The 21,263-nt window shown below is 60.6% G+C and carries 21 protein-coding genes and 3 pseudogenes; 17 read left to right on the top strand and 7 right to left on the bottom strand.

Translation table 11 applies throughout. The features are described from left to right. Window positions 1-43: 43 nt before the first annotated feature. Window positions 44-2,758 carry a preprotein translocase subunit SecA gene (secA, locus tag AC1D2R_RS29625; protein WP_477973089.1) on the bottom strand — a complete coding sequence of 905 codons (2,715 nt, stop codon included), beginning with the start codon at window positions 2,756-2,758 and terminating at the stop codon, window positions 44-46. 245 nt (window positions 2,759-3,003) lie between these two features. Between secA and AC1D2R_RS29620 the strand changes: the two genes are divergently transcribed. The 6 genes from AC1D2R_RS29620 to AC1D2R_RS29595 all read left to right on the top strand — a co-directional run bounded on the left by AC1D2R_RS29620 (window position 3,004) and on the right by AC1D2R_RS29595 (window position 7,138). After that, window positions 3,004-3,891: a peptidylprolyl isomerase gene (locus AC1D2R_RS29620; RefSeq protein WP_477973087.1), complete on the top strand. Its 888-nt coding sequence runs from the start codon at window positions 3,004-3,006 to the stop codon at window positions 3,889-3,891. A 114-nt stretch (window positions 3,892-4,005) separates the two neighbouring features. Further along, window positions 4,006-5,247 carry a bifunctional glutamate N-acetyltransferase/amino-acid acetyltransferase ArgJ gene (argJ, locus tag AC1D2R_RS29615; protein WP_477973085.1) on the top strand — a complete coding sequence of 414 codons (1,242 nt, stop codon included), beginning with the start codon at window positions 4,006-4,008 and terminating at the stop codon, window positions 5,245-5,247. Beyond that, a complete protein-coding gene (locus tag AC1D2R_RS29610; RefSeq protein WP_477973083.1) occupies window positions 5,216-6,037 on the top strand; it encodes a GNAT family N-acetyltransferase in 822 nt (273 codons plus the stop codon). Before argJ ends, AC1D2R_RS29610 begins: the two co-directional genes overlap by 32 nt. Then, window positions 6,034-6,447, top strand: coding sequence for an 8-oxo-dGTP diphosphatase MutT (mutT, locus tag AC1D2R_RS29605; protein ID WP_477973081.1), 414 nt, complete (start codon window positions 6,034-6,036; stop codon window positions 6,445-6,447). The genes AC1D2R_RS29610 and mutT overlap by 4 nt, the downstream gene beginning before the upstream one ends. 123 nt (window positions 6,448-6,570) lie before the next feature. Further along, window positions 6,571-6,885, top strand: coding sequence for a hypothetical protein (locus AC1D2R_RS29600; RefSeq protein ID WP_477973079.1), 315 nt, complete (start codon window positions 6,571-6,573; stop codon window positions 6,883-6,885). 61 nt (window positions 6,886-6,946) lie between these two features. Beyond that, on the top strand, window positions 6,947-7,138 hold the full coding sequence (locus AC1D2R_RS29595) for a Flp family type IVb pilin (RefSeq protein WP_477973077.1): 192 nt from the start codon (window positions 6,947-6,949) through the stop codon (window positions 7,136-7,138). Here AC1D2R_RS29595 and AC1D2R_RS29590 read toward each other — a convergent pair. Then, window positions 7,128-8,012, bottom strand: a complete 885-nt coding sequence (locus AC1D2R_RS29590) for a methyltransferase domain-containing protein (protein ID WP_477973075.1) — start codon at window positions 8,010-8,012, stop codon at window positions 7,128-7,130. The genes AC1D2R_RS29595 and AC1D2R_RS29590 overlap by 11 nt on opposite strands. 77 nt (window positions 8,013-8,089) lie before the next feature. Between AC1D2R_RS29590 and AC1D2R_RS29585 the strand changes: the two are divergent. The 4 genes and pseudogenes from AC1D2R_RS29585 (at window position 8,090) to AC1D2R_RS29570 (ending at window position 10,401) form a co-directional block, all read left to right on the top strand. Continuing rightward, window positions 8,090-8,817: pseudogene (locus AC1D2R_RS29585) on the top strand (ComF family protein). 34 nt (window positions 8,818-8,851) lie between these two features. Beyond that, window positions 8,852-9,109, top strand: coding sequence for a glutaredoxin 3 (grxC, locus tag AC1D2R_RS29580; RefSeq protein ID WP_477973073.1), 258 nt, complete (start codon window positions 8,852-8,854; stop codon window positions 9,107-9,109). 9 nt (window positions 9,110-9,118) lie between these two features. Beyond that, the gene (locus AC1D2R_RS29575; RefSeq protein WP_477973071.1) at window positions 9,119-9,976 is read left to right on the top strand and encodes a carbon-nitrogen hydrolase family protein; all 858 of its coding nucleotides are present in this window, start codon (window positions 9,119-9,121) and stop codon (window positions 9,974-9,976) included. Further along, the gene (locus tag AC1D2R_RS29570) at window positions 9,973-10,401 is read left to right on the top strand and encodes a DUF1178 family protein (protein ID WP_477973069.1); all 429 of its coding nucleotides are present in this window, start codon (window positions 9,973-9,975) and stop codon (window positions 10,399-10,401) included. Before AC1D2R_RS29575 ends, AC1D2R_RS29570 begins: the two co-directional genes overlap by 4 nt. Here the strand turns inward: AC1D2R_RS29570 and AC1D2R_RS29565 are convergent, their stop codons facing one another. Continuing rightward, window positions 10,402-11,160 carry an SDR family NAD(P)-dependent oxidoreductase gene (locus AC1D2R_RS29565; protein WP_477973067.1) on the bottom strand — a complete coding sequence of 253 codons (759 nt, stop codon included), beginning with the start codon at window positions 11,158-11,160 and terminating at the stop codon, window positions 10,402-10,404. It lies immediately after the preceding gene. Between the two features lie 293 nt (window positions 11,161-11,453). Between AC1D2R_RS29565 and AC1D2R_RS29560 the strand changes: the two genes are divergently transcribed. The 6 genes from AC1D2R_RS29560 (at window position 11,454) to AC1D2R_RS29535 (ending at window position 15,405) form a co-directional block, all read left to right on the top strand. Continuing rightward, on the top strand, window positions 11,454-12,032 hold the full coding sequence (locus AC1D2R_RS29560) for a L,D-transpeptidase (protein WP_477973065.1): 579 nt from the start codon (window positions 11,454-11,456) through the stop codon (window positions 12,030-12,032). A 171-nt stretch (window positions 12,033-12,203) separates the two neighbouring features. Further along, window positions 12,204-12,335 (top strand): ABC transporter, encoded by a 132-nt coding sequence (locus AC1D2R_RS29555; protein ID WP_477973063.1) that lies wholly within the window; start codon window positions 12,204-12,206, stop codon window positions 12,333-12,335. 152 nt (window positions 12,336-12,487) lie between these two features. Continuing rightward, window positions 12,488-13,072 carry a hypothetical protein gene (locus AC1D2R_RS29550; protein WP_477973061.1) on the top strand — a complete coding sequence of 195 codons (585 nt, stop codon included), beginning with the start codon at window positions 12,488-12,490 and terminating at the stop codon, window positions 13,070-13,072. A 67-nt stretch (window positions 13,073-13,139) separates the two neighbouring features. Next, window positions 13,140-13,727: a protein-S-isoprenylcysteine O-methyltransferase gene (locus AC1D2R_RS29545; RefSeq protein ID WP_477973059.1), complete on the top strand. Its 588-nt coding sequence runs from the start codon at window positions 13,140-13,142 to the stop codon at window positions 13,725-13,727. Window positions 13,728-13,738: 11 nt separating this feature from the next. Further along, window positions 13,739-14,524, top strand: a complete 786-nt coding sequence (locus tag AC1D2R_RS29540) for a hypothetical protein (RefSeq protein WP_477973057.1) — start codon at window positions 13,739-13,741, stop codon at window positions 14,522-14,524. Continuing rightward, window positions 14,521-15,405 (top strand): SDR family NAD(P)-dependent oxidoreductase, encoded by an 885-nt coding sequence (locus tag AC1D2R_RS29535; RefSeq protein WP_477973055.1) that lies wholly within the window; start codon window positions 14,521-14,523, stop codon window positions 15,403-15,405. Before AC1D2R_RS29540 ends, AC1D2R_RS29535 begins: the two co-directional genes overlap by 4 nt. A gap of 45 nt (window positions 15,406-15,450) precedes the next feature. On the opposite strand, the gene ubiG is transcribed toward AC1D2R_RS29535, so the two are convergent. Continuing rightward, window positions 15,451-16,197, bottom strand: a complete 747-nt coding sequence (ubiG, locus tag AC1D2R_RS29530) for a bifunctional 2-polyprenyl-6-hydroxyphenol methylase/3-demethylubiquinol 3-O-methyltransferase UbiG (protein WP_477973053.1) — start codon at window positions 16,195-16,197, stop codon at window positions 15,451-15,453. Window positions 16,198-16,363: 166 nt separating this feature from the next. Between ubiG and AC1D2R_RS29525 the strand changes: the two are divergent. Then, a pseudogene (locus AC1D2R_RS29525) lies at window positions 16,364-17,326 on the top strand (FecR family protein); the annotation flags it as partial. A 431-nt stretch (window positions 17,327-17,757) separates the two neighbouring features. Here the strand turns inward: AC1D2R_RS29525 and AC1D2R_RS29520 are convergent. From AC1D2R_RS29520 to AC1D2R_RS29510, 3 genes and pseudogenes are all read right to left on the bottom strand, one after another. After that, a complete protein-coding gene (locus AC1D2R_RS29520; RefSeq protein WP_477973051.1) occupies window positions 17,758-19,938 on the bottom strand; it encodes a CHASE2 domain-containing protein in 2,181 nt (726 codons plus the stop codon). Window positions 19,939-20,512: 574 nt separating this feature from the next. Then, a complete protein-coding gene (locus tag AC1D2R_RS29515; protein WP_477973049.1) occupies window positions 20,513-20,743 on the bottom strand; it encodes a hypothetical protein in 231 nt (76 codons plus the stop codon). Between the two features lie 269 nt (window positions 20,744-21,012). Beyond that, window positions 21,013-21,263, bottom strand: a pseudogene (locus tag AC1D2R_RS29510) (methyltransferase family protein); the annotation flags it as partial.

Below are 21,263 nucleotides of genomic sequence, written 5' to 3'. Positions count from 1 at the left end.
TGTCGCGAGGGCCTTGGGCTATCTCAGAGCAATCCAGCTGGCATCAGACCTGCTCGAAAGCGCCGTGGCAATGCTTGTACTTCTTGCCCGAGCCGCAGGGACAGACTTCGTTGCGGCCGACCTTGCCCCATGTAGAGGGGTCATCCGGATTGCGGCTTTCCGGGGCGACGACAACTTCCGAGGCCTGATAGATCGGCGCGAAGTCGTCTTCACCGGTATCCGGATCGAAGTGGTGGGCCTGCATCAATGGCGGTTCCGGCTCGGCCGGTGCCTGCTGCACAAGTTCAACACGCATCAGCTGGGCAGTGACGGCCTGGCGGAGGTTGTTGAGCAGCGATGTGAAGAGCTCGAACGCTTCCGACTTGTATTCCTGCAACGGATCGCGCTGTGCGTAACCGCGGAAGCCGACCACAGAGCGCAGATGGTCGAGGTTGACGATGTGCTCGCGCCACAGGGCATCGAGCGTCTGCATGACGATGGAGCGCTCGACATAGTGCATGATGTCGTCGCCGAAACGCTCCGACTTTTCGGTGAAGAGGGCGTTTGCGGCTTGCGTCAAGCGCTCGCGGATATCGTCTTCGCCGATGCCTTCTTCCTTGACCCAGTCTTCGATGGGCAGGTCGAGGTTGAGCAGCGCGTTCGTCTGTTCCTTCAGGCCGGCGGCATCCCACTGTTCGGCGTAGGCGCGCTCGGGGATATGCTTCTCGACGAGGTCTTCGATCACCTCCCGGCGCATGTCCGAAACGGTCTCGGAGATATTGGTCGATTCCATAAGCTCCAGACGCTGTTCGAAGACCACCTTGCGTTGGTCGTTCAGAACGTCGTCATACTTGAGCAGGTTCTTGCGGATGTCGAAGTTGCGGGCTTCGACCTTCTTCTGAGCGCGCTCCAGAGCCTTGTTGATCCAGGGGTGGACGATGGCTTCGCCCTCCTTGAGACCCAGCTTGGTCAGCATGCTGTCCATGCGGTCGGAGCCGAAGATGCGCATCAGGTCGTCCTGAAGCGACAGGTAAAACTTCGAACGCCCCGGGTCGCCCTGACGGCCCGAACGACCGCGCAGCTGGTTGTCGATGCGGCGGCTTTCGTGGCGTTCGGTCGCAATGACGTAAAGGCCACCGGCGGAAATCGCCTTCTGCTTCAGTTCCTTGATTTCCTCGACGATCGCGGCGATCCTGGCGTCACGCTCGGGGCCGGGCTCGACGTCGCCGAGCTCGCGTTCGATACGCATGTCGAGGTTGCCGCCGAGCTGGATGTCGGTACCACGACCCGCCATGTTGGTGGCGATCGTCACCGAGCCGGGCACGCCGGCCTGGGCGACGATATAGGCTTCCTGTTCGTGGTAGCGTGCGTTCAGAACCTGGAAGTTCGTGAAGCCCTGCTTGCGCATCATCTCGGCGAGCAATTCCGACTTTTCGATCGACGTGGTGCCGACGAGAACCGGCTGGCCGCGCTTCTGGGCCTCGGCAATCTCGGCAATAATCGCCTTGAACTTCTCGTCGAAGGTCCGGTAGACCTCGTCGTCCTCATCGATACGCTGGATCGGCAGGTTGGTTGGCACTTCGATGACGTCGAGGCCGTAGATGTTGCCGAACTCTTCGGCTTCCGTCTGCGCCGTGCCGGTCATGCCGCCGAGCTTGTCGTACATGCGGAAGTAGTTCTGGAAGGTGATCTGCGCCAGCGTCTGGTTTTCCGGCTGGATCTTCACGTGTTCCTTGGCTTCCAGGGCCTGGTGCTGGCCTTCCGAATAGCGACGGCCCGGCATCATGCGGCCGGTGAATTCGTCGATGATGACGATTTCGTCGTTGCGGACGATGTAGTCCTTGTCGCGCTGGAACAGCTTGTGGGCCTTCAGCGCGTTGTTGACGTGGTGGACGATAGCGACGTTCTCGATGTCGTAAAGCCCGGTGCCCTTGAGCAGTCCAGCTTCGCGCAGCAGGTTTTCCAGCTTCTCGGTGCCTTCTTCCGAGAAGTTGGCGGACCGCTGCTTCTCGTCGATTTCGTAGTCGCCTTCGCTGAGAAGCGGGATATAGGCATCGATCGTGTTGTAGAGATCGGAACGATCGTCCAGGGGACCGGAGATGATCAGCGGCGTGCGCGCTTCGTCCACCAGGATCGAGTCCACTTCGTCGACGATCGCGAAGTTGTGGCCGCGCTGGACCATCTGGTTCTTCTCGTACTTCATGTTATCGCGCAGATAATCGAAGCCGAGCTCGTTATTGGTCGCGTAAGTGACGTCGCAAGCGTATGCGGCGGCGCGTTCCTCGTCGGAGAGACCGTGGACGATAACGCCTGTGGTCAGGCCGAGGAAGCCGTAGACGCGGCCCATCGTTGCAGCGTCACGCTGTGCGAGGTAGTCGTTGACAGTGACGACGTGCACACCTTTTCCGGACAGCGCGTTGAGGTAAACCGGTAGCGTCGCAACAAGCGTCTTGCCTTCGCCGGTCTTCATCTCTGAGATCGCGTTCGAATGCAGGATCATTCCGCCGACCAGCTGTACGTCAAAAGGTCGCATGCCGAGAACGCGGCGCGAAGCCTCGCGAGCGACTGCAAATGCCGGGACGAGGATATCGTCCAGCGTCTTGCCTTCCGCCAACAGCTTGCGGAACTCGACCGTCTGGGCAGCGAGCTGCTCGTCGGACAGCGCCCTGGTCTTTTCTTCAATCGCATTGATTGCGGCGACGTTCGGCTGGAAGGACCGCACGCGGCGATCATTGGCAGAGCCAAATATTTTGCGGGCTATACCGCCAAAGCTGACCATATGACTGGTCCTTTCTCAATATACTTCCCCGGCTTTTCTTATCCGCGGCCCGGCCGAAATTCAGGCGCACGTCTCGAAACGCCAGGAAACTGTTCTGGACGCGAGGTTGCGTGACAGATAAGAGGGGGGTCGAATGATGTCAACGGATTTGGCTGATATAGAAAGGCCACATTCCGGTGTTGATGGCTGTTTCAGGCTGGATTCACGAAGTTGAAGCCGGTGGTGTAACTGTGAAGGGTTATTTGATGTTGAACTACAACAAAATTGCCGTGATGGCGTTCGCAACATTTGTTGCGTTTCAGGCACCGGTCCGCGCTGAAGACAAGCCGGATGCCGTGGTCGCCAAGGTCGGCGATGTCGAAATTCATCAGTCCGAGCTGGATCTGGCTGTCGCCAACCTCGACCCGCAGCTCGCACAGCTTCCCGACGACCAGAAGAAGGTCGCAGCCTTGTCCGCGGCGATCGACGTCAAGCTGCTCGCCAAGGATGCTGCCGCCGAGAAGCTCGACCAGTCCGCCGAATTCAAGAAGCGCATGCAGTATCTCGCCGACCGCGAGCTTCACAACGCCTACTTCAAGAAGCACGTCGTCGATACCGTCACCGACGACGAAGTGAAGGCTCGCTACGACAAGGAAGTCGCTGCCCTGCCGAAGCAGGAAGAAGTGCACGCCCGCCACATCCTGGTGAAGACCGAGGATGAAGCCAAGGACGTCATCAAACAGCTCGACGCCGGCAAGGATTTCGCTGAACTCGCCAAGGAAAAGTCCACCGACCCGAACAAGGCGGACGGCGGCGATCTCGGCTATTTCACCAAGGGCCGCATGGTCAAGGAATTCGAGGATGCGGCCTTCACGCTGGACAAGGGCACCTACTCCAAGACCCCGGTGAAGACCGACTTCGGCTATCACGTCATCAAGGTCGAGGACAAGCGGGACGCGCCGCCGCCGGCATACGACCAGGTCAAGGATCAGGTTCGTCAGCTCGTCATGCGCGACAAGTATCTTGCCCTTCTCGCCGCCGCGAAGGAGAAGTCCAAGGTCGACATCACGGACGAAGCCCTTCGGAAGGGTTACGAGGATGCCAACAAGCAGCCGCAGCCGGGCGATGCGCCCACAGCGCAGCCGCAGCAGTAATATCCGTCCAGGGCCCGGTTCTTCCGGGCCCTTCACTATCTTCTGTTGTCGCATCTCCTGACGGCGAACCGGTTTCGACTTCGCCCGGGAATGCTTATAGCCAGGTCGATCATCATGTCCGGTTCCGTTTCTCCGCTCGCTCCGAAATCCTTTGCCGCCATGCCTGCCGTGCGCGGCGTTCGCATGGCGACCGCTTCCGCGGGAATCAAGTATAAGAACAGAACCGATGTTCTGATGATGGTTTTCGACAAGCCGGCGGCGGTTGCCGGGGTCTTCACCCGCTCGAAATGCCCCTCCGCCCCTGTCGATTTCTGCCGCGCCAACCTATCACACGGCGCGGCGCGCGCAGTCGTCGTGAATTCCGGCAACGCCAACGCCTTTACGGGCGTCAAGGGTCGCGAGGCGACCGCTTTGACGGCGAGGTCCGCTGCCGCCGCCGTTGGCTGCGCCGAGAGCGAAGTCTATCTTGCCTCCACCGGTGTTATCGGCGAGCCGCTTGACGCCACGAAGTTCGCTGGTGTGCTCGACACGCTTTACACTGACGCGACGGGCGATTTCTGGTTCGAAGCCGCCAAGGCAATCATGACGACCGATACCTATCCGAAGGTTTCGACACGCAGTGCCGAGATCGGCGGCGTGACGGTCACGATCAACGGCATTGCCAAGGGCGCAGGAATGATCGCGCCCGATATGGCGACAATGCTCTCCTTTGTGGTCACAGACGCCGATATCGCGCCTGCTGCCCTGCAGTCGCTGTTGTCGGACGGCGTCGATCCGACGTTCAATTCGATGACGGTCGATAGCGACACCTCGACATCCGACACGCTGATGCTTTTTGCGACAGGGGTTGCCGCCGAAGACGGGCAGGCCCGAGTGGAGCGTGCGGACGATCCACGCCTTTCCGCGTTTCGCGCTGCGCTGAACGATCTCCTCAGGGATCTCGCGCTACAGGTCGTCCGTGACGGCGAGGGTGCCACCAAGATGCTCGAGATCACGGTAACAGGCGCGGAAAGCGATGCCGCCGCCAAGAAAATCGCGCTCTCGATTGCCAATTCGCCACTGGTCAAGACGGCGGCAGCTGGCGAGGATGCCAACTGGGGCCGGATCGTCATGGCTGTGGGCAAATCAGGCGAAATGGCAGACCGCGATCGCCTCGCCATCTGGTTCGGCGATGTGCGTGTTGCCGTCAATGGCGAGCGTGACGCCGGCTATTCGGAGCAAGCGGCCTCCAACGTGATGAAAAATCAGGACATTCCGGTGAAAGTCGAGATCGGCCTCGGCAGCGGTAAGGCAACAGTCTGGACCTGCGACCTCACAAAGGAGTATGTCGCCATCAACGGTGACTATCGGAGCTGATCGACCATTGACCGAAGCATTACCCAAGAACGCAAATCTTCCACTGGTTCGCAGGCTCGAGGCCGTCGGGTTCCGGGCTTGGCCGGCTTCATCCGTACAGTATGACGGCAGCTGGCAGGTGCGGTTGACGGCCGGACACCCGTCTAACAGGCTGAATTCCATAGTGCCGCTCGATCCCTCGGATCATCGCGACGTCGAAATTCGCCTCGCCAAGGCCAGCCGTAAGTTCGAGGACTATGGCCGCCCGGCCGTCCTTCGCCAGACGCCTCTCGCATCGCCCGTGCTGGTCGATCTCGTCAGGGCCGAGCAGTGGACGCACTTCGACGAAACGATTGTCATGACCTGCGACCTTGCGCATGCGGATCTGCCGGATACGCTCGATCACCTTCCGACGCACGATATCGGCCGCTTCGTGGATGCCAATCTGGCGACCGACCAGGTTTCGCCCAAGTTGAAGCCAGCACTTGCCGAGGTCATCAACGCGATCAAGCCGCCGTCGGGTCTCTTCATGATCGAGGATCCGCAGACAGGACCTCTGGCAACCGTTCTTTGCGTTCAGGACAACGATCTCGCAGGCATCATGTCGCTTTCGGTCGCCGAAGCCCGCCGCCGCGAAGGGCTTGGACTGGAGATTCTGACGTCGGCGTTGCGTTGGGCGCGCATGCGCAGTGCGCGTTCCGCCTGGCTGCAGGTCAAGGCGAACAACGCACCGGCGCTGGCACTCTACGAACGCCTGGGCTTCCAGGAGGCCTATCGCTACTCCTACTGGCGACGGGAGATGTCGCAATGAGCGAGGCTTCGCGAAGCATCCTGCTCGTCGTCGCCTGCGCACTGATCGATTCCGACGGCCGGATCCTCCTGGCGCAACGCCCCGAGGGAAAATCGCTCGCGGGTCTGTGGGAGTTCCCGGGCGGCAAGGTCGAGCCTGGCGAAACGCCGGAGGAAACGCTGGTGCGTGAACTGCACGAGGAACTCGGCATCTCCACCAAGATCGCCTGTCTGGCGCCACTCAGCTTTGCCAGCCATACGTACGACAAATTCCATCTGCTGATGCCGCTCTATGTGTGCCGGCGATACGAGGGGATCCCGCATGGGAAAGAGGGCCAGGCCATCAAGTGGGTGAAGCCGCAGGCATTGCGCGACTACCCCATGCCGCCCGCCGACGAGCCGCTCATTCCGGTGTTGCAGGACTTACTTTAGGAATGCGTGAATAAATCCAACCACCGTGCCGATTTGGCTGTGGATATTAATTGATCGTTTAACACCTTCTGCCAAAGATCAGCCTCAATCAAGCAACTGGCGTGTGTGTAGAAGGCTTGACGCATGGACGACGATTTCTGGAAAGCAGTTCGGGAAAAGCAAGCTTCGGCTGCCTCGCGCAAGACGGGGGCGCTGAATATTGCGTTGCTGTTCGGCACAGCCGTCGTGGCATTGACATTGATCCTGACGCCGATGCTCGCCGATAAGTCGAGATCCAGCGTATTTGCCAGCGCCCCGTCCGAATTCGATTCAATCACGACTGGCTCGATCCCGAAAACGGAGAACGGCAAGCGCTATACGATCCGCCGCAGTATCCTCGAGGAAACGCCGGGTTCCGTCTGCGTCGTTCAGGGCTACGGTAGCGGAGTCGGCTGCTGACGGCACCAGATTGCCGCGTGAATAAGTACGAGCCGCGGCGGCAGGGCGCAAAGGACCGACGATGCGAACTCGGAAGGTCTTTTTCGCAGATATCGACGGCGCAACCGCCGTCGAATACGGCCTGAGCGCAGCGATCATATCAGTTGCGCTCGTGGGGGATGCGGACGCTCGGCGGCGACATCGGCAACGTGTTTCTGAACCTGAGCAACCACATGACGTTCCCCAACTGACAAAGGTCCGGCTCACTGCTTAAGCTTATGTTCCTCGACCTTTAACGCGTCCGCAAGCCTGACCTTGGCCGATCCCGGTCGCAGCGGTTTCTGCTGGCTTTCGTGCGGCGCCCATCCCGAGACATAGATTATCGAGAACGTCGCCCTGATGCGGCCGTCCGGATCGGCGTAGCGCTCGGCGTAAATCTCCGCTGCCCTGAGAAAAAACGCCCGTGTCAGGGGTTTGCGGCTGCGTTCGGCAAGCGGATTGGTCATGCCCATCGCCCTCAAGTCCCGCATCAGCGGAAAGATCGAATCGTAGCGCACCGTATAGGTCTCGGCATCGATCACCGGCAGGGCGAAACCGGCTCGCTGCATCAGTCCGCCGACATCACGTACGTCGGCAAAGGGGATCACGCGCGGGCTTGCGCCGCCCGTCATCTCGATCTCGGTCGCAAGCAGCACCTCACGAAGCTCCTGAAGGGTGCCTGCGCCGGGAATGGCGGCCAGGAACAGCCCGTCTGGCTTCAGCGCCCGACGGATCTGGATGAAGACCCCTGGCGTGTCGTTGGTCAGGTGCAGGCTGAGCGGGGCGAGCACCAGATTGGCCGACTGCGGTTCGAGTGGAATGGTCTCGATCGGCGCCTCGACAAATATCTCGAACGGTTCGGCATAGGTCCGTTCGCTTTCGACCCGCGTCAGGCTGGCGATTTTTCCGGTCGCCTTCGCCGCACGGGCGGCTGCGCCGGTAGCGCCATGCAATTCGACGGCATGCTCGAAGGTTCGCTCGACGACGGCGAGACGTTCACCGAGCTCTTCGGCCGCGATATCGAGCAGGAAAGCCGCTTTCGGATCATTGTTGCGCAGCGCGCGATGCCTGTTCGCCGCGATCCGGGCTTTGTCGAAAATGATATCCATGAACCGAGTCCATAATCCCGCCAGGTCGGTGCGGCAAGGCGATTTTCCTGCGAGGCGAAACAGGCTGGTCTTTCGCCATGGGGTTGAGGCGATTGGTGAGGTTGGGACGAACGCTGCTGCTGCGGTCGCCGGATTTCGTCGTCGATCTTGTCAATCCGCCGGCCTGCGCCGTCTGCGGCGTCGCGACAGGCAGGCACCGCGGCCCAAGGTGCTGGTGGTCAGCTCTCCGGTTTATCGAGCGGCCCTCCTTCGAAATCCTCGGCGTCCCGTTCTCACACAATCTTGGTCCGGGCATACTGAGCGCCGAGGCGATCGCCAATCCGCCGCCGTTCGACCGGCTGCGCTCGGCTGCCTTCCCCGACGATGCGGTCCGCAATCTCGTGCATGGTCTGAAGTAACGCGATCGAACCGATCTGGCGCCCATGATGGCCGTACGGTGCTCAGGGTGGGGGAGGGAATGGTCGAACGCTGCGATGCGATACTGCCCGTCCCCTGCATCGGTCGCATGTTCTCGCGCAAGTTCAACCAGTCAGCGGAACTGGCGCGGAATACCGGGCACCTTGCTGCGCATCCGGCGCACGCGTCAGCAAGTGGGACTGGGCGTCAGAGCGCGTGAAGATAACGTGCGGGGGGCATTCGCGCTCGCGCAGGGACACGAGGGGTCGTCGGCAAGCGGCTTGTGCTCGTGGACGACGACTGCACTACCGGCGCCACCGTTGCCGCCACCGCCAGGGCTCTTCGCAACGCCGGAGCCGCCGACATCACGGTTTTGACCTTTGCAAGGGGACTTTCAGAAACTATATGACGCAAAGAAAACCTGCATTTTTTGTGGAGCCAACATGGTACCCGTCACGATCTATACGCGCCAAGCCTGCGGCTATTGCAGCCGAGCGAAGGCCTTGCTCACCGAGAAGGGCGTGGACTTCCTGGAGCATGATGCGACGTTTTCGCCGGATCTCCGGCAGGAGATGATCGGCAAGTCGAATGGTCGCACGACGTTTCCGCAGATTTTCGTTGGCGATCAGCATGTGGGCGGGTGCGACGATCTCGTTGCGCTGGACCGTGCAGGCAAGCTCGATCCGCTGCTTGCAGCTTAGGGGAAACCGATGACCTTCAAGGCTGCCGCCATTCAAATGTGCTCAGGCGTCGATCCCGAGCGAAACGCTGCCGCCATGGCGCGGCTTGTTCGCGACGCGGCCGGACAGGGCGCAACCTATGTGCAGACGCCTGAAATGACCGGTATGCTTCAGCGCGACCGGGCTGCTGCAAAGGCCCTGCTTCGGGATGAAACAAACGACATCATTGTCGGTACCGCTGGCGAGCTCGCCAAGGAGCTTGGCATCTATGTGCACGTCGGCTCGACGGCAATTGCGCTTGACGGCGGCATGCTTGCAAATCGCGGCTATCTCTTCGGGCCGGATGGCAGGATCCTCAATCGCTACGACAAGATCCACATGTTCGACGTCGATCTCGACAATGGCGAGAGCTGGCGCGAGAGCGCCGCGTACCATCCTGGATCGGAAGCGCGCGTGCTGTCGCTGCCTTTTGCGGAGATGGGTTTTGCCATCTGCTACGACGTGCGCTTTCCAGCCCTTTTCCGTGCCCAGGCTGTTGCCGGCGCACAGGTGATGACGGTGCCTGCCGCCTTCACGAAGCAGACGGGGGAAGCACATTGGGAAATATTGTTGCGTGCCCGTGCCATCGAGAACGGCATGTTCGTCATAGCCGCCGCCCAGGCCGGTCTGCATGAAGATGGGCGCGAGACCTTTGGCCACTCCATGATCGTCGATCCATGGGGAAGGGTACTTGCCTGCGCCGGACCGGCGGGCGAGGCGGTGATCGTCGCCGAGATCGATACGGCGGCAGTGAAGGCTGCGCATGACAAAATTCCGAACCTTAGGAATGCTCGAGAGTTTTCCATAGAGAAGGTTGCGGGGGCCGTCGCAGGAGGCGTAGCCGCTTGATCCGTTATTCGCTGCGTTGTGAAAACGCCCACGAGTTCGAAGGCTGGTTCTCCGAAAGCGAGGATTTCGAGCGTCAGGTCGCATCTGGTTTTCTCACCTGCCCGGTGTGCAGTTCGGCTTCCATTTCCAAGCTGCTGATGGCGCCATCCGTCTCGACCGCGCGGAAAAAGAACGAGATGCAGACGCTTGCGATGGACACGATGCGGCGCGAAGCCTTTCAGAAGCTCAAGGAAGCCGTTTCCACCATCAAGGCCAATTCCGAGGATGTCGGCACCCGCTTTCCGGAAGAGGCACGCAAGATCCACTACGGGGAGGCCGACGCCCGCGGAATCATGGGCCAGACGACGCTGGATGAAGCGCGGGCTCTGCTCGAAGAGGGTATCGAGATCGCCGCTCTGCCGGTTCTCCCGGATGACGTGAACTAGTCAGTGGGCGCTATAGGCCCCGTCGACCAGATGGCAGCTTCCCGCGATGAAGCTGGCCTGTTCTGACAACAGGAAGCACACGAGGGCGGATACCTCTTCCGGAGTCCCACGTCGGCCCATCGGCTGCAATGCCATCATCCGGCGCGTGCTTGCTATTTCCGCATGTTCCGAGAGAAGCGGCGTCTCGATCCAGCCGGGGGCGACAGCATTGATTCGGATGCCCAGACGCGCATATTCCATCGCCGCAACCTTCGTCAGCCCGACAATTGCATGCTTGGTCGCCGTGTAGGCAGGTGCCGTCGGCAATCCAACAGAACCGAGAATGGAAGACATGTTGACAATTGCCCCTCCGCTGCCCTGTGCGAGCATGGCGGCGATCTCATATTTCATGCAGTAGAAGACGCCGTTCAGATTGACGTCTATCAATTTCAACCAGTTATCAAGCGGGTAATCGGCCGTCGCTCTTCGTACGCCGTCAACCCCTGCATTGTTGACTGCCAGGTGCAGCCCACCACATTCCCGGACGGCGAACGCCACCAGCTTTTCCACCGCTGCCGCGTCGCTGACATCGACGACGAAGTCGCGGGCTTTACCTCCTAGCGAACGAATTTCAGCCGCGACGCCAAGCGCTGCTTCAGCATCGACGTCGGCGACAACAACCTCGGCCCCTTCACCTCCAAGCTGCCGCGATATCGCTGCACCTATTCCGGAGCCGCCGCCCGTTACAATCGCGACCTTCCCTTCGAAGTCGAATTTCATTTTTGTCCTTGCTCCCCCATTGCGACACAATCGAGCAGAGGTCGACGCATTCTGCAATAAATTTCATTCGTAGCCCACAACTGAGCTCAACATACCGGAAGGCCCTCTGCGTCCTTGCCAACGAGGCGGGTCACCTGCTCGTCTAGATTCTCTTCATATGGAGCACAACAACAAAGGGTAACCCCCAATTACACTCAAATATCGAATCTTCTGCGCATCGGGGGAGGCTTGGCCGAAAGGAATTCGGATGCTAAAGGAGAAGGCGGGGTACACCAATTACTTAGCAGGTAAAAATGGACAAACACAATATTACGCGTCGCGGGCTTGTGTTGGGCTCGCTGTCTATACTGGCTTCAGGATGTACTACGAATTGGCCGCTAGGGTCCGGACTTACGTCATCCGGCGTGAAGCCTCGCTATGTACGAAAGGAAGTAGCGTATACCGGAGGGGAGCCGGTCGGCAGTATCGTTGTAAATACCTACGAACGCCAGCTTTACTACATCGAGGGTGCTGGCAGGGCGATGCGATATGCTGTCGCTGTGGGCGAGGAAGGACTTACGCTAAAGGGCAAGGCAACCATCGGCCGAAAGGCGGAATGGCCCTCCTGGACGCCCACTGCCAGCATGATCGAGCGCAAGCCGAATCTGGGACAATATGCCGGCGGCGTTCCTGGCGGTCCGGAGAATCCGCTTGGTGCGGCCGCCCTTTATCTCTATCGCGGCGGACAGGATACCTACTTTCGCGTCCATGGGACGAACGCACCGTGGCTGATTGGTCAGGCAGTGTCCAATGGCTGCATCCGCCTCACGAATGAGGATATTGTCGACCTCTACAGTCGTGTTCCCGTGGGAACACAAGTATTGGTCATATGATCCTTACATTTTGTGGCGATGTTGCCACGCTCTGTTAGGCATTGCGAGGCGCTGGGTGGGGCGGAACTATGCATTTGCCTTTCTGCGCTTGGCTTGGACGAATTTTGCGGCTATTAGTAGAATCGTTGCCTTCGATAACCTTATTCCATGCGAAACGGAGAGGACTACTTGATGAGCAGAATACTAGTTATGTGCCTGATTGCGCTGTTTTCGGTGTCGAGCCTGACAGCTTGCGGAACCATTGGTAAGGGCAAGGGGAAAGCACCGCCACCGGTCGCGGAACCGGCGCCTGTTTATAAGTGACAGCTGACATCTAGCTGAAAGCGGGAGGGGGCATTCGTGGCCCTTCCCATGCTCTGCTGTTCGGGCAAAACCGGTTCCGTGGCTCGCAACGAAATGGCTGTCGGGCTGGCTTTGTATCTTTGCTCACTCGATCCCGGAGACGAAGCGCAGCTATGACGCTTTCCAAATGCTCTCTATCCCTTCTGGTCCTAGTCGCGCTCGCGACAACATCCTGCCAAACTGAAGACAAACCGCCTCAGCCGAGGTTCGTTTCGAACGCCGATGGCGGATCCGCCGGTCCTGCTACTCAAAAGCAAGAGGGCCGGTATTTCATAGAATTTCGGTCGCGCTATGCGCTGAGCTATGGCCACACCTATGTCATTTTCGGAAGATTGAACAGCGCCGGAGGGATCGTCTCGCAGGAGGTTGCGGGGCTTGCCCCGTCGGGCGACGTCAACTCCTACGTTCTCGGTCACTTCGTGCCTGTGCCGGCGACGACCGGCGTAACCGATGGAGACCTGGAGGAAGCCTACCGGTCTGCAAGCTGGCGCGTCCTGCTGACGCAAGCCGAATACAACAAAGCCGTTGCGTCTATCCGACAGTTGCAGGCGAAATCGAAAGTCTGGCAGGCGTCGGTCGCCAACTGCAATAATTTTGTGGGGGAAGTCGCCGCTTCGATGGGCTATAAGACGCCCAGCATATGGCTCCGGCCGCAACAGTTTGTGACGAAACTGAGAGAGATGAATACGGTGGGCTGATGGTAGTCGGGTGCAATGTGCCGTCTGCCCTGCTGATTAGAGGATGCAGAAGGGCCTGGGTGTTTAATTGAGCGTAGCTGCTTTTGGTAAGTTGGCGTGGGTGCTTGGCGTCATCGCCTGGTACATCATTCGGTATCCATTCGAACGTCGCGCCAAGCGGGTTAGGGTTGTCAGTCATCGCCGTTCGACCTCCGAGGCGGCGGGACTTGCCTTTGCTTTGCTGGGGCTCGCGGTCGTCCCCGCCTTATATGTGGCGACCGGCATACCGCGTGCGGCTGACTATCCCGCTCATGTGTGGTCGGTCGTTGTCGGAGCATTGCTGTATGCAGCGGCGATGTGGGTCTTTCGCAGAACCCACAAGGCGCTGGGGCGGAACTGGTCCATCACGCTGGAGATTCGCGAAAAGCACGAGCTGGTTTCCGGCGGGCCGTACGCTTTTATCCGGCATCCGATGTACACCTCGTTCCTGCTGATGGGCCTTGGTCAGGCGTTTCTGCTGTCGAATTGGGTGGTCGGGTTGGCAGGCCTGCTCGGCTTTGCAATTCTGTTTTTTCTGCGGGTGGACAAGGAGGAGCGGATGATGCTGGAACTTTTCGGCCCTGAGTACCGCGCCTACATGGACAGGACGAAGCGAATTATCCCCTATCTTTACTGAGAGGTGGCGTGATGCGAGGCAGAGCCATCAAGCTTTCAGCGCCGCGACGCCTTGTCGGAGATCTGATGCGGTTCTCGATCAGGGTGCCGAGGGTCACTGTGCAACGGCAAATGAATCTTCGAGAGCTTCAGGAGGCAAGAAGTGCGCAGCCGGACCGCCCCTCCTGGACAGTGCTTTTCCTCAAGGGATACGCACTTCTGTCGCGCGAGATCCCTGATTTTCGGCGTGCCTACGTCAAATTCCCCAAACCACAGCTCTATGAGTACCCGGAAAGCGTGGCGTCAATTGCTCACGAGCGCGAGTACGACGGTGAACGGGCCGTATTGTTGACGACGATCAGGCATCCTGAGCGACGTTCGCTTGGCGAACTTGTAACCCTGATCGGCCAGGCGCGGTCACGCCCGGTTCTAGAGGTCAAGGAATTCCGACGTGCCTTGAAGATTGCCCGCGCACCTTTGCCCATCAGGTGGTTGCTGATGTGGCTCGGGCTCAATATCGGGCAGAAACGGGCACGATATTTCGGCACCTTCCAACTGTCGGTCTATTCCGGCCTCGGTGCTGAATCCCTCAATCCGCTGACGCCGCTGACCACGATCTTCAACTACGGACCGATCACCGAGGATGGATTGGTCACCGTGCGCATCCATTACGACCACAGGGTCATGGACGGGGCCAATGTGGCGCGCGCACTGGAACGTTTCGAAAAGATACTGAACGGCGCTGTCGCCGATGAGGTGAGAAGCCTTGGCCAGATCGGGACCGCCCACGGCGAGGCGGTTTCGGGCGCAGCGTCATGACCCATGACGGTGAGTTGCGTCCTGCTGTTGTGGTGGTCGGTGGTTCCCGCGGTATCGGCAGAGCCATTGCAAGAGTTGCTGCCCGGGAGCACGCTGTCGTCGTTCTCGTGGCGCGTTCGCCGGAAGCGCTTGCTGGTGCTGCGACCGACATCACAGAGGCCGGCGGCGAGCCATTCACGTTCGAACTGGATCTCCTGGCGGTCGATGCGTCGGCGCGCCTGCAGGATTTTCTCGCCGCAAACAACCTGATTTGCGATGTGCTGGTGAACAGTGCCGGATACGGCCTGCGGGGCGCGGCGACGACGCTTGCGATGGGCGAGCAGCTTGGGATCATCGATCTCAATATACGCGCCCTCAGCGACATGACACTTCGTTTCCTGCCGGGCATGGTGGCGCGCGGACGGGGCGGCGTGCTAAACCTCGGTTCGATAGCAGGGTTCACTCCCGGGCCGGGCATGGCGTTTTACTATGCCAGCAAGGCCTTCGTGCGCTCCTTTTCGCAAGCTCTTCACCAGGAATTGCGCGGTACCGGGGTGACCGTCACCTGCGTCGCCCCGGGACCGGTGGCGACGGAATTCCTCGAGCGATCGGGGGCCGATCGGGCAGCGCTGTTCAAAATTCTTCCGAAGCTCGATTCGCATTACGTGGCGGAACGTGCCTGGCGCGGGTTCAAGTCCGGCCGGCGGCTTGTCGTACCGGGTATTTCGGCCAAACTGGTGGCTTTGGCGGCGACGCTCCTGCCGTCGGCGGTTCTGCTGCCCTTGATCGGCCGGCTGCAGCGGCGGAGCGCTGATCCCTGCCTATGTGGTTCGGGAAAGACATACAAGGAATGCTGCGGCAACCGTCACCTCCACTCGCGTCATGGAACGCAGACAGAATAGCCGCATTTCTGGCGACGTGGATCTCGCCCGTCCCTCCTCGCCTGCTCAGACCTCCCGCTTGGCGAGCAGCATGTAGTTCACGTCCATATCCTTCGACAGGTTCCACTGGTTCGACAGCGGATTGAAGAAGACGCCGGTGCGGTCGATGATCGTCAGGCCGTCTTCGATGATCGGCTTTTCGATCTCTTCGGGGCGGACGAGCTTTTCGTACTGATGCGTGCCGCGCGGCAGCCATCGCAGGATGTTCTCGGCCGCGAAAATGGCGAGCGCCGCCGCCTTCATGGTGCGGTTGATGGTGGCAACGAACATCAGGCCTCCAGGCCGGACCATCTTGGCGCAGGTGGCGATGAAGAAATCGACGTCGGCGACGTGTTCGACCACTTCCATGTTGAGAACAATGTCGAAAGTCTCGCCAGTCTCGGCCAGTTGCTCGGCGGTTACCGCGCGATAATCCACCGGAACGCCCGATGCCTTTGCATGCGTGGAGGCAATGCCGATATTCTTTTCAGAAGGGTCGGCGCCGACGACCGTGGCTCCCATGCGCGCCACCGGCTCCGACAGCAGTCCGCCGCCGCAGCCGATATCGAGAACCCTCAAGCCCTCCAGCGGCCTTGCACTGCGGACGTCGCGACCGAAATTTTCCGCCGCCTTGTCCCTGATGTAGGCGAGCCGCACGGGGTTGAACTTGTGCAACGGCCTGAACTTGCCCGTTGGGCTCCACCACTCTGCCGCCATGGCTGAAAAGCGGTCCACTTCGCTCTGGTCGATCGTGCTCTTGGCCGCATCCGTCATGGTCTTGCTCCTTGGTTCGTCACGATTGAAGTCGGACGAACCGCACTCGAAGTCAATAGGTGCGGGGTACCGGTCGAGATCGACCGACAAAGGTTCGACTACACCAAGAGGATATGGAGCACTTAATATTATTGCATGCTAAAGTAAATATATTGAGGAAAAAGCGATGTCCCATCTTCGTGGCATTCCTGCCGTGATGTTCAGTCTTGCGCTCTGTAGCCCGGTGCCGGCATCTGCCGCCGAGCCGGTCGGCGAAGCGACTCTGATCAGGACGGAAGTGACGGGCGCGAGCGGGCCGCTGGTGGTCAGGGCGCCGGTGCATCGGGACGAACGAATAAAGACCTCCATCAGCGGGCTCGGACAGTTCATCTTCCGGGACGGAACGAAACTGGCCGTCGGTGCCGGTTCGTCCGTCGTTATCGACAACTATGTCTATGACGATGCGAATTCGGTCAAAAAGCTTACCATCAAGGCCGCAAAGGGCACCTTTCGCTGGATCAGCGGCAACTCCTCGTCGTCGGCCTATTCGATCGTGACGCCGGCTGGAACGATCGGCGTGCGTGGCACGGCGTTCGACTTCTATGTCGGGCCGAACGGTACTACCGCCATGGTGCTGCTCAGCGGCGCGGCGCAGTTCTGCGGCGCCGGAGGGTGCAAGCAGCTGAGACGGCAATGCGATTGCGTCATCGCCACGCGCGGCGGCGGCGTGTCTGATCCGCGTGCCGTGGACGGACGAACGTTGCGCGCGCTGGGAAATCAGCGAGCCCTGCCGTTCCTCTCCGGCAATCAGCAGCTGTCGGGCGCGCTCGCGGGAATTCGCACCAGTTGCGGTCTTGCAAGTCTGAAGCAGGACCGGAAGGATCGTGCTCCGCAACAACGCGACCCACCGACCCCGCCCACGCGGCCAGCGCCAGCGCCCACGCCACCATCGCTCACGCCACCATCGCCCACGCCACCATCGCCTGGGCCACAATCGGTCCCCCAGGACAAACCGACCAAGCAGCACGACAAACATCACCACCACGAGCGGGATGGCGATCACCATTGGGGTCGCGATCGGGACGGCCATCATGATCGCGGGGATGGGGACGGTCCCGGCTGGGGCAATCGTTCTGACTGGGGACGGGGAGACGGCAGGCCGGGCGACCATCGTGGCGACAATGATCGGCCTGGCGGCAACAGGCCCGGAGGCGACGGATCCGGCGGCGGCCGCGGTGACCAACACAGCGGCAACGATCGGCCAGCGGGCGACCGACCTGGACGCGATGGGGATGGAGACCACAGCCGCGGCAACGACCGGGCAGCGGGGAGCAACGGGTTCGGCCGCAACTGGGCTGGGGACAATCAGTCTGGGAGCAATCCCGGCAGCAACGGGCCGGGGGGAGACGGCCCGCAGAGTGACGGCATGAGCGGGATCGACCGGCAAAGGGACAACGGGCAAGGGGGCGACAGGCAACGGGGCAGCAGGCAAGGGGATTTTGGGCAGAGAAGCAGCGGGCATGACAGAGATCGGAACCGCGACGGTTCGACCCGGGCGCGGGACGACAATCAAAGCGGCGACTAGTTTGCGGGCTCGGATGCTGCGTCCTCCTTTTCAGCAGGCGCGTCGCGAAAATGATCCGCTCTGCGCGGCAGGCGGCGGTAGAATTCGGGAAGAGTGTCCACCAATCCGGACGCCTGCTGCTTTGTTCTGGCGAGACGCTTGCGACTGTCGGCGGCGCGGGTGCGCAATGCCGCGATAAGTTCCTCGTGCAGGCGCAGCAGCGAGGTGAAGTCGGCCGACCGACCGACCGCCTCGTCGCCGACGGTGGCATAGAGTCTCGCCCGGCTGCTTTTGCCCTTGAGCCCTAGGGCGCCGGCGTCGAGCAGTGCGAAGCCAGGTAGCGCACCTGCCGTCGTCTCGGAGACGAGAATGTCGAAACCCACCTCCTTGCAGCAGCTTTCTATGCGGGCCGCGACGTTGACGGCGTCGCCGACCGCCGAATAGTTGAAGCGGGCCTCGGCACCCATGTTGCCGACGCAGGCAAGACCGGTATGGATGCCGATGCCGATGCCGACCTGGTACTCCTTCCCGAAGCCGAAGGCATCTGCGGCATTGAGGCCCGCCAGAGTGTCGCGCATGGCAAGTGCCGCCCGCACCGCCTTTGCGGGGTGGCCGGCAACATCGACCGGGGCGTTCCAGAATGCCATGATCGAATCGCCGATGAACTTGTCGAGCGTGCCCTCGTTCGCCACCACATGGCGGCTCAGCGCGTCAAGCAGCGTGTTCAGAAATCGCACGACTTCGGTGGGTTGCAGCCGCTCGCTGAGCGCCGTGAAGCCGCGCACATCGACGAACATCACGGTCAGTTCGCGATCGTCGCCCCCGAGGCGGAGAGCGTCGGGAGTGTGCTCGATGCGGTAGAGCAGCGAGGGGGAGAGATATTGACCGAAAGCACGGCGGACCTCTCGCCGTTCACGATCGATTACCAGAATGCGGAAGGAGGTTGCGGCAAAATGAATGATCGAGCCGGCCACGATCAGGGCAAGCGGGTCGAAGAGGAGACCCCAGGCGGAAAAGGCGACCCACGAGGCGGCGAGCGCCAGCCCGGTGATGAACAGGCCACAGGCCAACGCCACGGCGGGACTGACGAAGGTCGTCAGAACCACGAGGACGGTGCCGAGCACGGCAATCGACAGGATCTCCATGCCGTCGGCCCAATCCGGCCGCGACAGAAAACGACCCGACAGGATCTGTTCGACGGTCTGTGCGTGCATTGAAACACCCGGCACGTTCTGCCCAAGCGAGGTCGAGCGAATGTCCTGAAGGCCGGCCGACGACGTGCCGACGAAGACGATGCTGCCCTGAACGGCAGTGCTGACCTCTGGGGGAACGCCATCGGGCGCGAGAACCTGCCCGGCCGATATGTAGCGCTCGGCCACATCCGGGCTGGTGTAAAGCCAGAGTTCGCCATTTGCCGTCACCGGGACGATGAAGTCGCCGATCTTGATCGAGGTGAGCGTATCGGGCGCGTCGGGGGCTGCCGATACAACATAGGTCGAAGCGCCTTGCGCCACGCGCAGCGCCTCAATGGCGAGGTTCGGATACAGCTGTTCGCCGTCTGTCAGCAATAGCGGAACCCGCCGAACGATCGACGAATAGTTGCCCGGGTTGAGGCTGATATGCCCGATGCCGGTCGCATTGATCTGCAGCTGCGGTCGCAGCGGCGTCGCGGCCGTCAGCCGGGGTGGCGCATTGAACGGGCTTTCGCCGGTGAAGGCAAAGCCAGCCTTGACCGGCGGGCGGTAGTTGCCGTCGGTCGACAGGCCGAAACCGAGCACGACCGGTCGCCCGGCAATCGCATCGGCGAAAATCTCGTCGTTGTCCGGCAGCCGCCGAAGCAGCGACGGGTCGACGGCTGCGACATCGCGCATGACGCTTCGGGGCGACAGTCGGTCCGGCTCGGCAAAAAGGATGTCGAAGGCGATGGCTGCCGCACCCATCTGGGAGAGTCGCTCGACGAGCAGCGCAAGCCTGTCGCGCGGCCATGGCCATTGGCCGAATTCCTTGAGCGAAGCCTCGTCTATGTCGATTACACGAACAGGCGACGCCTCGAAGGGACGGGGTCTGATGCGCTGGTATTCATCGAAAGTGATGTCCCTAATCTGGCGCAGCAGCGGCGGGTCGCTTGCCCGCAGTATTGTAAAGGCCGCGACGATCAGGAGGCCGATAATGACACCTATTTGCTGCGCTCGCGTCATGATGGGATTGGGCCCTTGCGCCGGAGGCCTGGCCGGGTGCGCCGGGCCGAGCAGAGGAGCCCGCCCGCAGACCTCCAGGTCTCGGACAGGCTGCCCGTTTCCTCGGCGCGATGCAACTGCGCCTTTCGGGCGGTCGTCGGCATTTGCGGCGCACGTGAAGTCGTTTACGCGGCGTGTTCGACCGATGGCACCCGGCAATGTAGGCACGGCTTTGGAGAGCGAGGAAAAACCGGGGATAGGATTTCGCGTAAGTCGCTGATTTTGCGGATTCACCGCCGTCGCGTCATCGTCCCCCTCGTTCCGGAACGTTCAACATGGAATCCACAGCACCCACGTCCTTGGAGGCGGCAGACTCCGTATCAAACGAAGGCTGCGAGGGTCGAGGGAGAGGTTGTGCCGGACGAAAAACAGGATAGGGGATTTGTCCTGAGGCGCCGATTTCCTCATCTGCGCGACGCCGATATCCTGTCATGTCCGTGTCTGCAACCCGATCTGGTTCACTCGTGATCGTGCCGAAACCGTGCGCGGCGGCAAAATATGCCGTGGCCGCGTTCACCTTCACGCCGCACCCTGACTATGCAGAAGCATGTGTTCCCGGTGCTTCGATTGCGGGGGCATCGGGACGGGTGGATGCAGCGTGGGCTTCCAGAATGGCTGCCGTTATGACCCGCCGCAACTCGTAGACAAGGGAGCGCGAGCGCTTGCGATCCAGATCCTGAGCCGCCTTAGCAAGGCTCAGACCTTCGTTGAAGACAATTTGGTGGGCCCTGGCGAGCGCCCAGCTTTCTATATCAAATTCGATCATTCGCAATCTCCGCCAAATCATTCAGCATCAAAGACAGTCGCGAATCATTCTACGCCGCATACTTGTGGAGAAAGAAGAATCACAGTTGCTTTCCTTTGAAAATAGGCCGCAGCGCTATTTTTTACGGAGTGGCGAGGTTTAAATTATTTGAGCCGGAGCTGTTACAGTATTGGCTGTAAAATAGAGATCGGATTTACTCTCTGTCGATTGGGGCGAGGTTCCAGAGCCAGAGCGAGAAAGCGATCGCCTTCGGGTGCCGGCTCTCTTATTTAGTAGAGAGCGTTCCGTTCACGAAAGGCACCGCGTTTCTTGAGGTGACTGACGGCGGCGGTGGCGAGGCCGACGCATGCCATCAAAAGCCCCAGAACGATCAGGTAGTGGACGTGCTCGATCTGATCAGCCATCGGGGCGAATCGATAGATTTCAGTGGCAAGGACTGCGATGCAGGTTGATGCGACGGTCGAGTAGTCCTTTGCGATCACACGGCTGATGTTGAACGTCATCCCCTGTGTGGACTCGG

The organism is Rhizobium sp. P1_C7 (genome assembly GCF_056406295.1).
Note: the sequence above shows the minus strand (reverse complement) of the source record. Positions and strands in the feature narration are given on the sequence as shown.

Excerpts from the sequence above, each read along its gene's own strand:
- AC1D2R_RS29610 (WP_477973083.1), top strand. The coding sequence starts at position 5,216 with ATGTCGCCATCAACGGTGACTATCGGAGCTGATCGACCATTGACCGAA.
- AC1D2R_RS29600 (WP_477973079.1), top strand. The coding sequence starts at position 6,571 with ATGGACGACGATTTCTGGAAAGCAGTTCGGGAAAAGCAAGCTTCGGCT.
- AC1D2R_RS29535 (WP_477973055.1), top strand. The coding sequence starts at position 14,521 with ATGACCCATGACGGTGAGTTGCGTCCTGCTGTTGTGGTGGTCGGTGGT.
- ubiG (WP_477973053.1), bottom strand. The coding sequence starts at position 16,197 with ATGACGGATGCGGCCAAGAGCACGATCGACCAGAGCGAAGTGGACCGC.
- AC1D2R_RS29595 (WP_477973077.1), top strand. The coding sequence starts at position 6,947 with ATGCGAACTCGGAAGGTCTTTTTCGCAGATATCGACGGCGCAACCGCC.
- AC1D2R_RS29515 (WP_477973049.1), bottom strand. The coding sequence starts at position 20,743 with ATGATCGAATTTGATATAGAAAGCTGGGCGCTCGCCAGGGCCCACCAA.
- AC1D2R_RS29520 (WP_477973051.1), bottom strand. The coding sequence starts at position 19,938 with ATGACGCGAGCGCAGCAAATAGGTGTCATTATCGGCCTCCTGATCGTC.
- AC1D2R_RS29575 (WP_477973071.1), top strand. The coding sequence starts at position 9,119 with ATGACCTTCAAGGCTGCCGCCATTCAAATGTGCTCAGGCGTCGATCCC.
- argJ (WP_477973085.1), top strand. The coding sequence starts at position 4,006 with ATGTCCGGTTCCGTTTCTCCGCTCGCTCCGAAATCCTTTGCCGCCATG.
- AC1D2R_RS29560 (WP_477973065.1), top strand. The coding sequence starts at position 11,454 with ATGGACAAACACAATATTACGCGTCGCGGGCTTGTGTTGGGCTCGCTG.
- AC1D2R_RS29550 (WP_477973061.1), top strand. The coding sequence starts at position 12,488 with ATGACGCTTTCCAAATGCTCTCTATCCCTTCTGGTCCTAGTCGCGCTC.
- AC1D2R_RS29540 (WP_477973057.1), top strand. The coding sequence starts at position 13,739 with ATGCGAGGCAGAGCCATCAAGCTTTCAGCGCCGCGACGCCTTGTCGGA.
- AC1D2R_RS29565 (WP_477973067.1), bottom strand. The coding sequence starts at position 11,160 with ATGAAATTCGACTTCGAAGGGAAGGTCGCGATTGTAACGGGCGGCGGC.
- AC1D2R_RS29555 (WP_477973063.1), top strand. The coding sequence starts at position 12,204 with ATGAGCAGAATACTAGTTATGTGCCTGATTGCGCTGTTTTCGGTGTCG.
- AC1D2R_RS29620 (WP_477973087.1), top strand. The coding sequence starts at position 3,004 with ATGTTGAACTACAACAAAATTGCCGTGATGGCGTTCGCAACATTTGTT.
- secA (WP_477973089.1), bottom strand. The coding sequence starts at position 2,758 with ATGGTCAGCTTTGGCGGTATAGCCCGCAAAATATTTGGCTCTGCCAAT.
- grxC (WP_477973073.1), top strand. The coding sequence starts at position 8,852 with ATGGTACCCGTCACGATCTATACGCGCCAAGCCTGCGGCTATTGCAGC.
- mutT (WP_477973081.1), top strand. The coding sequence starts at position 6,034 with ATGAGCGAGGCTTCGCGAAGCATCCTGCTCGTCGTCGCCTGCGCACTG.
- AC1D2R_RS29590 (WP_477973075.1), bottom strand. The coding sequence starts at position 8,012 with ATGGATATCATTTTCGACAAAGCCCGGATCGCGGCGAACAGGCATCGC.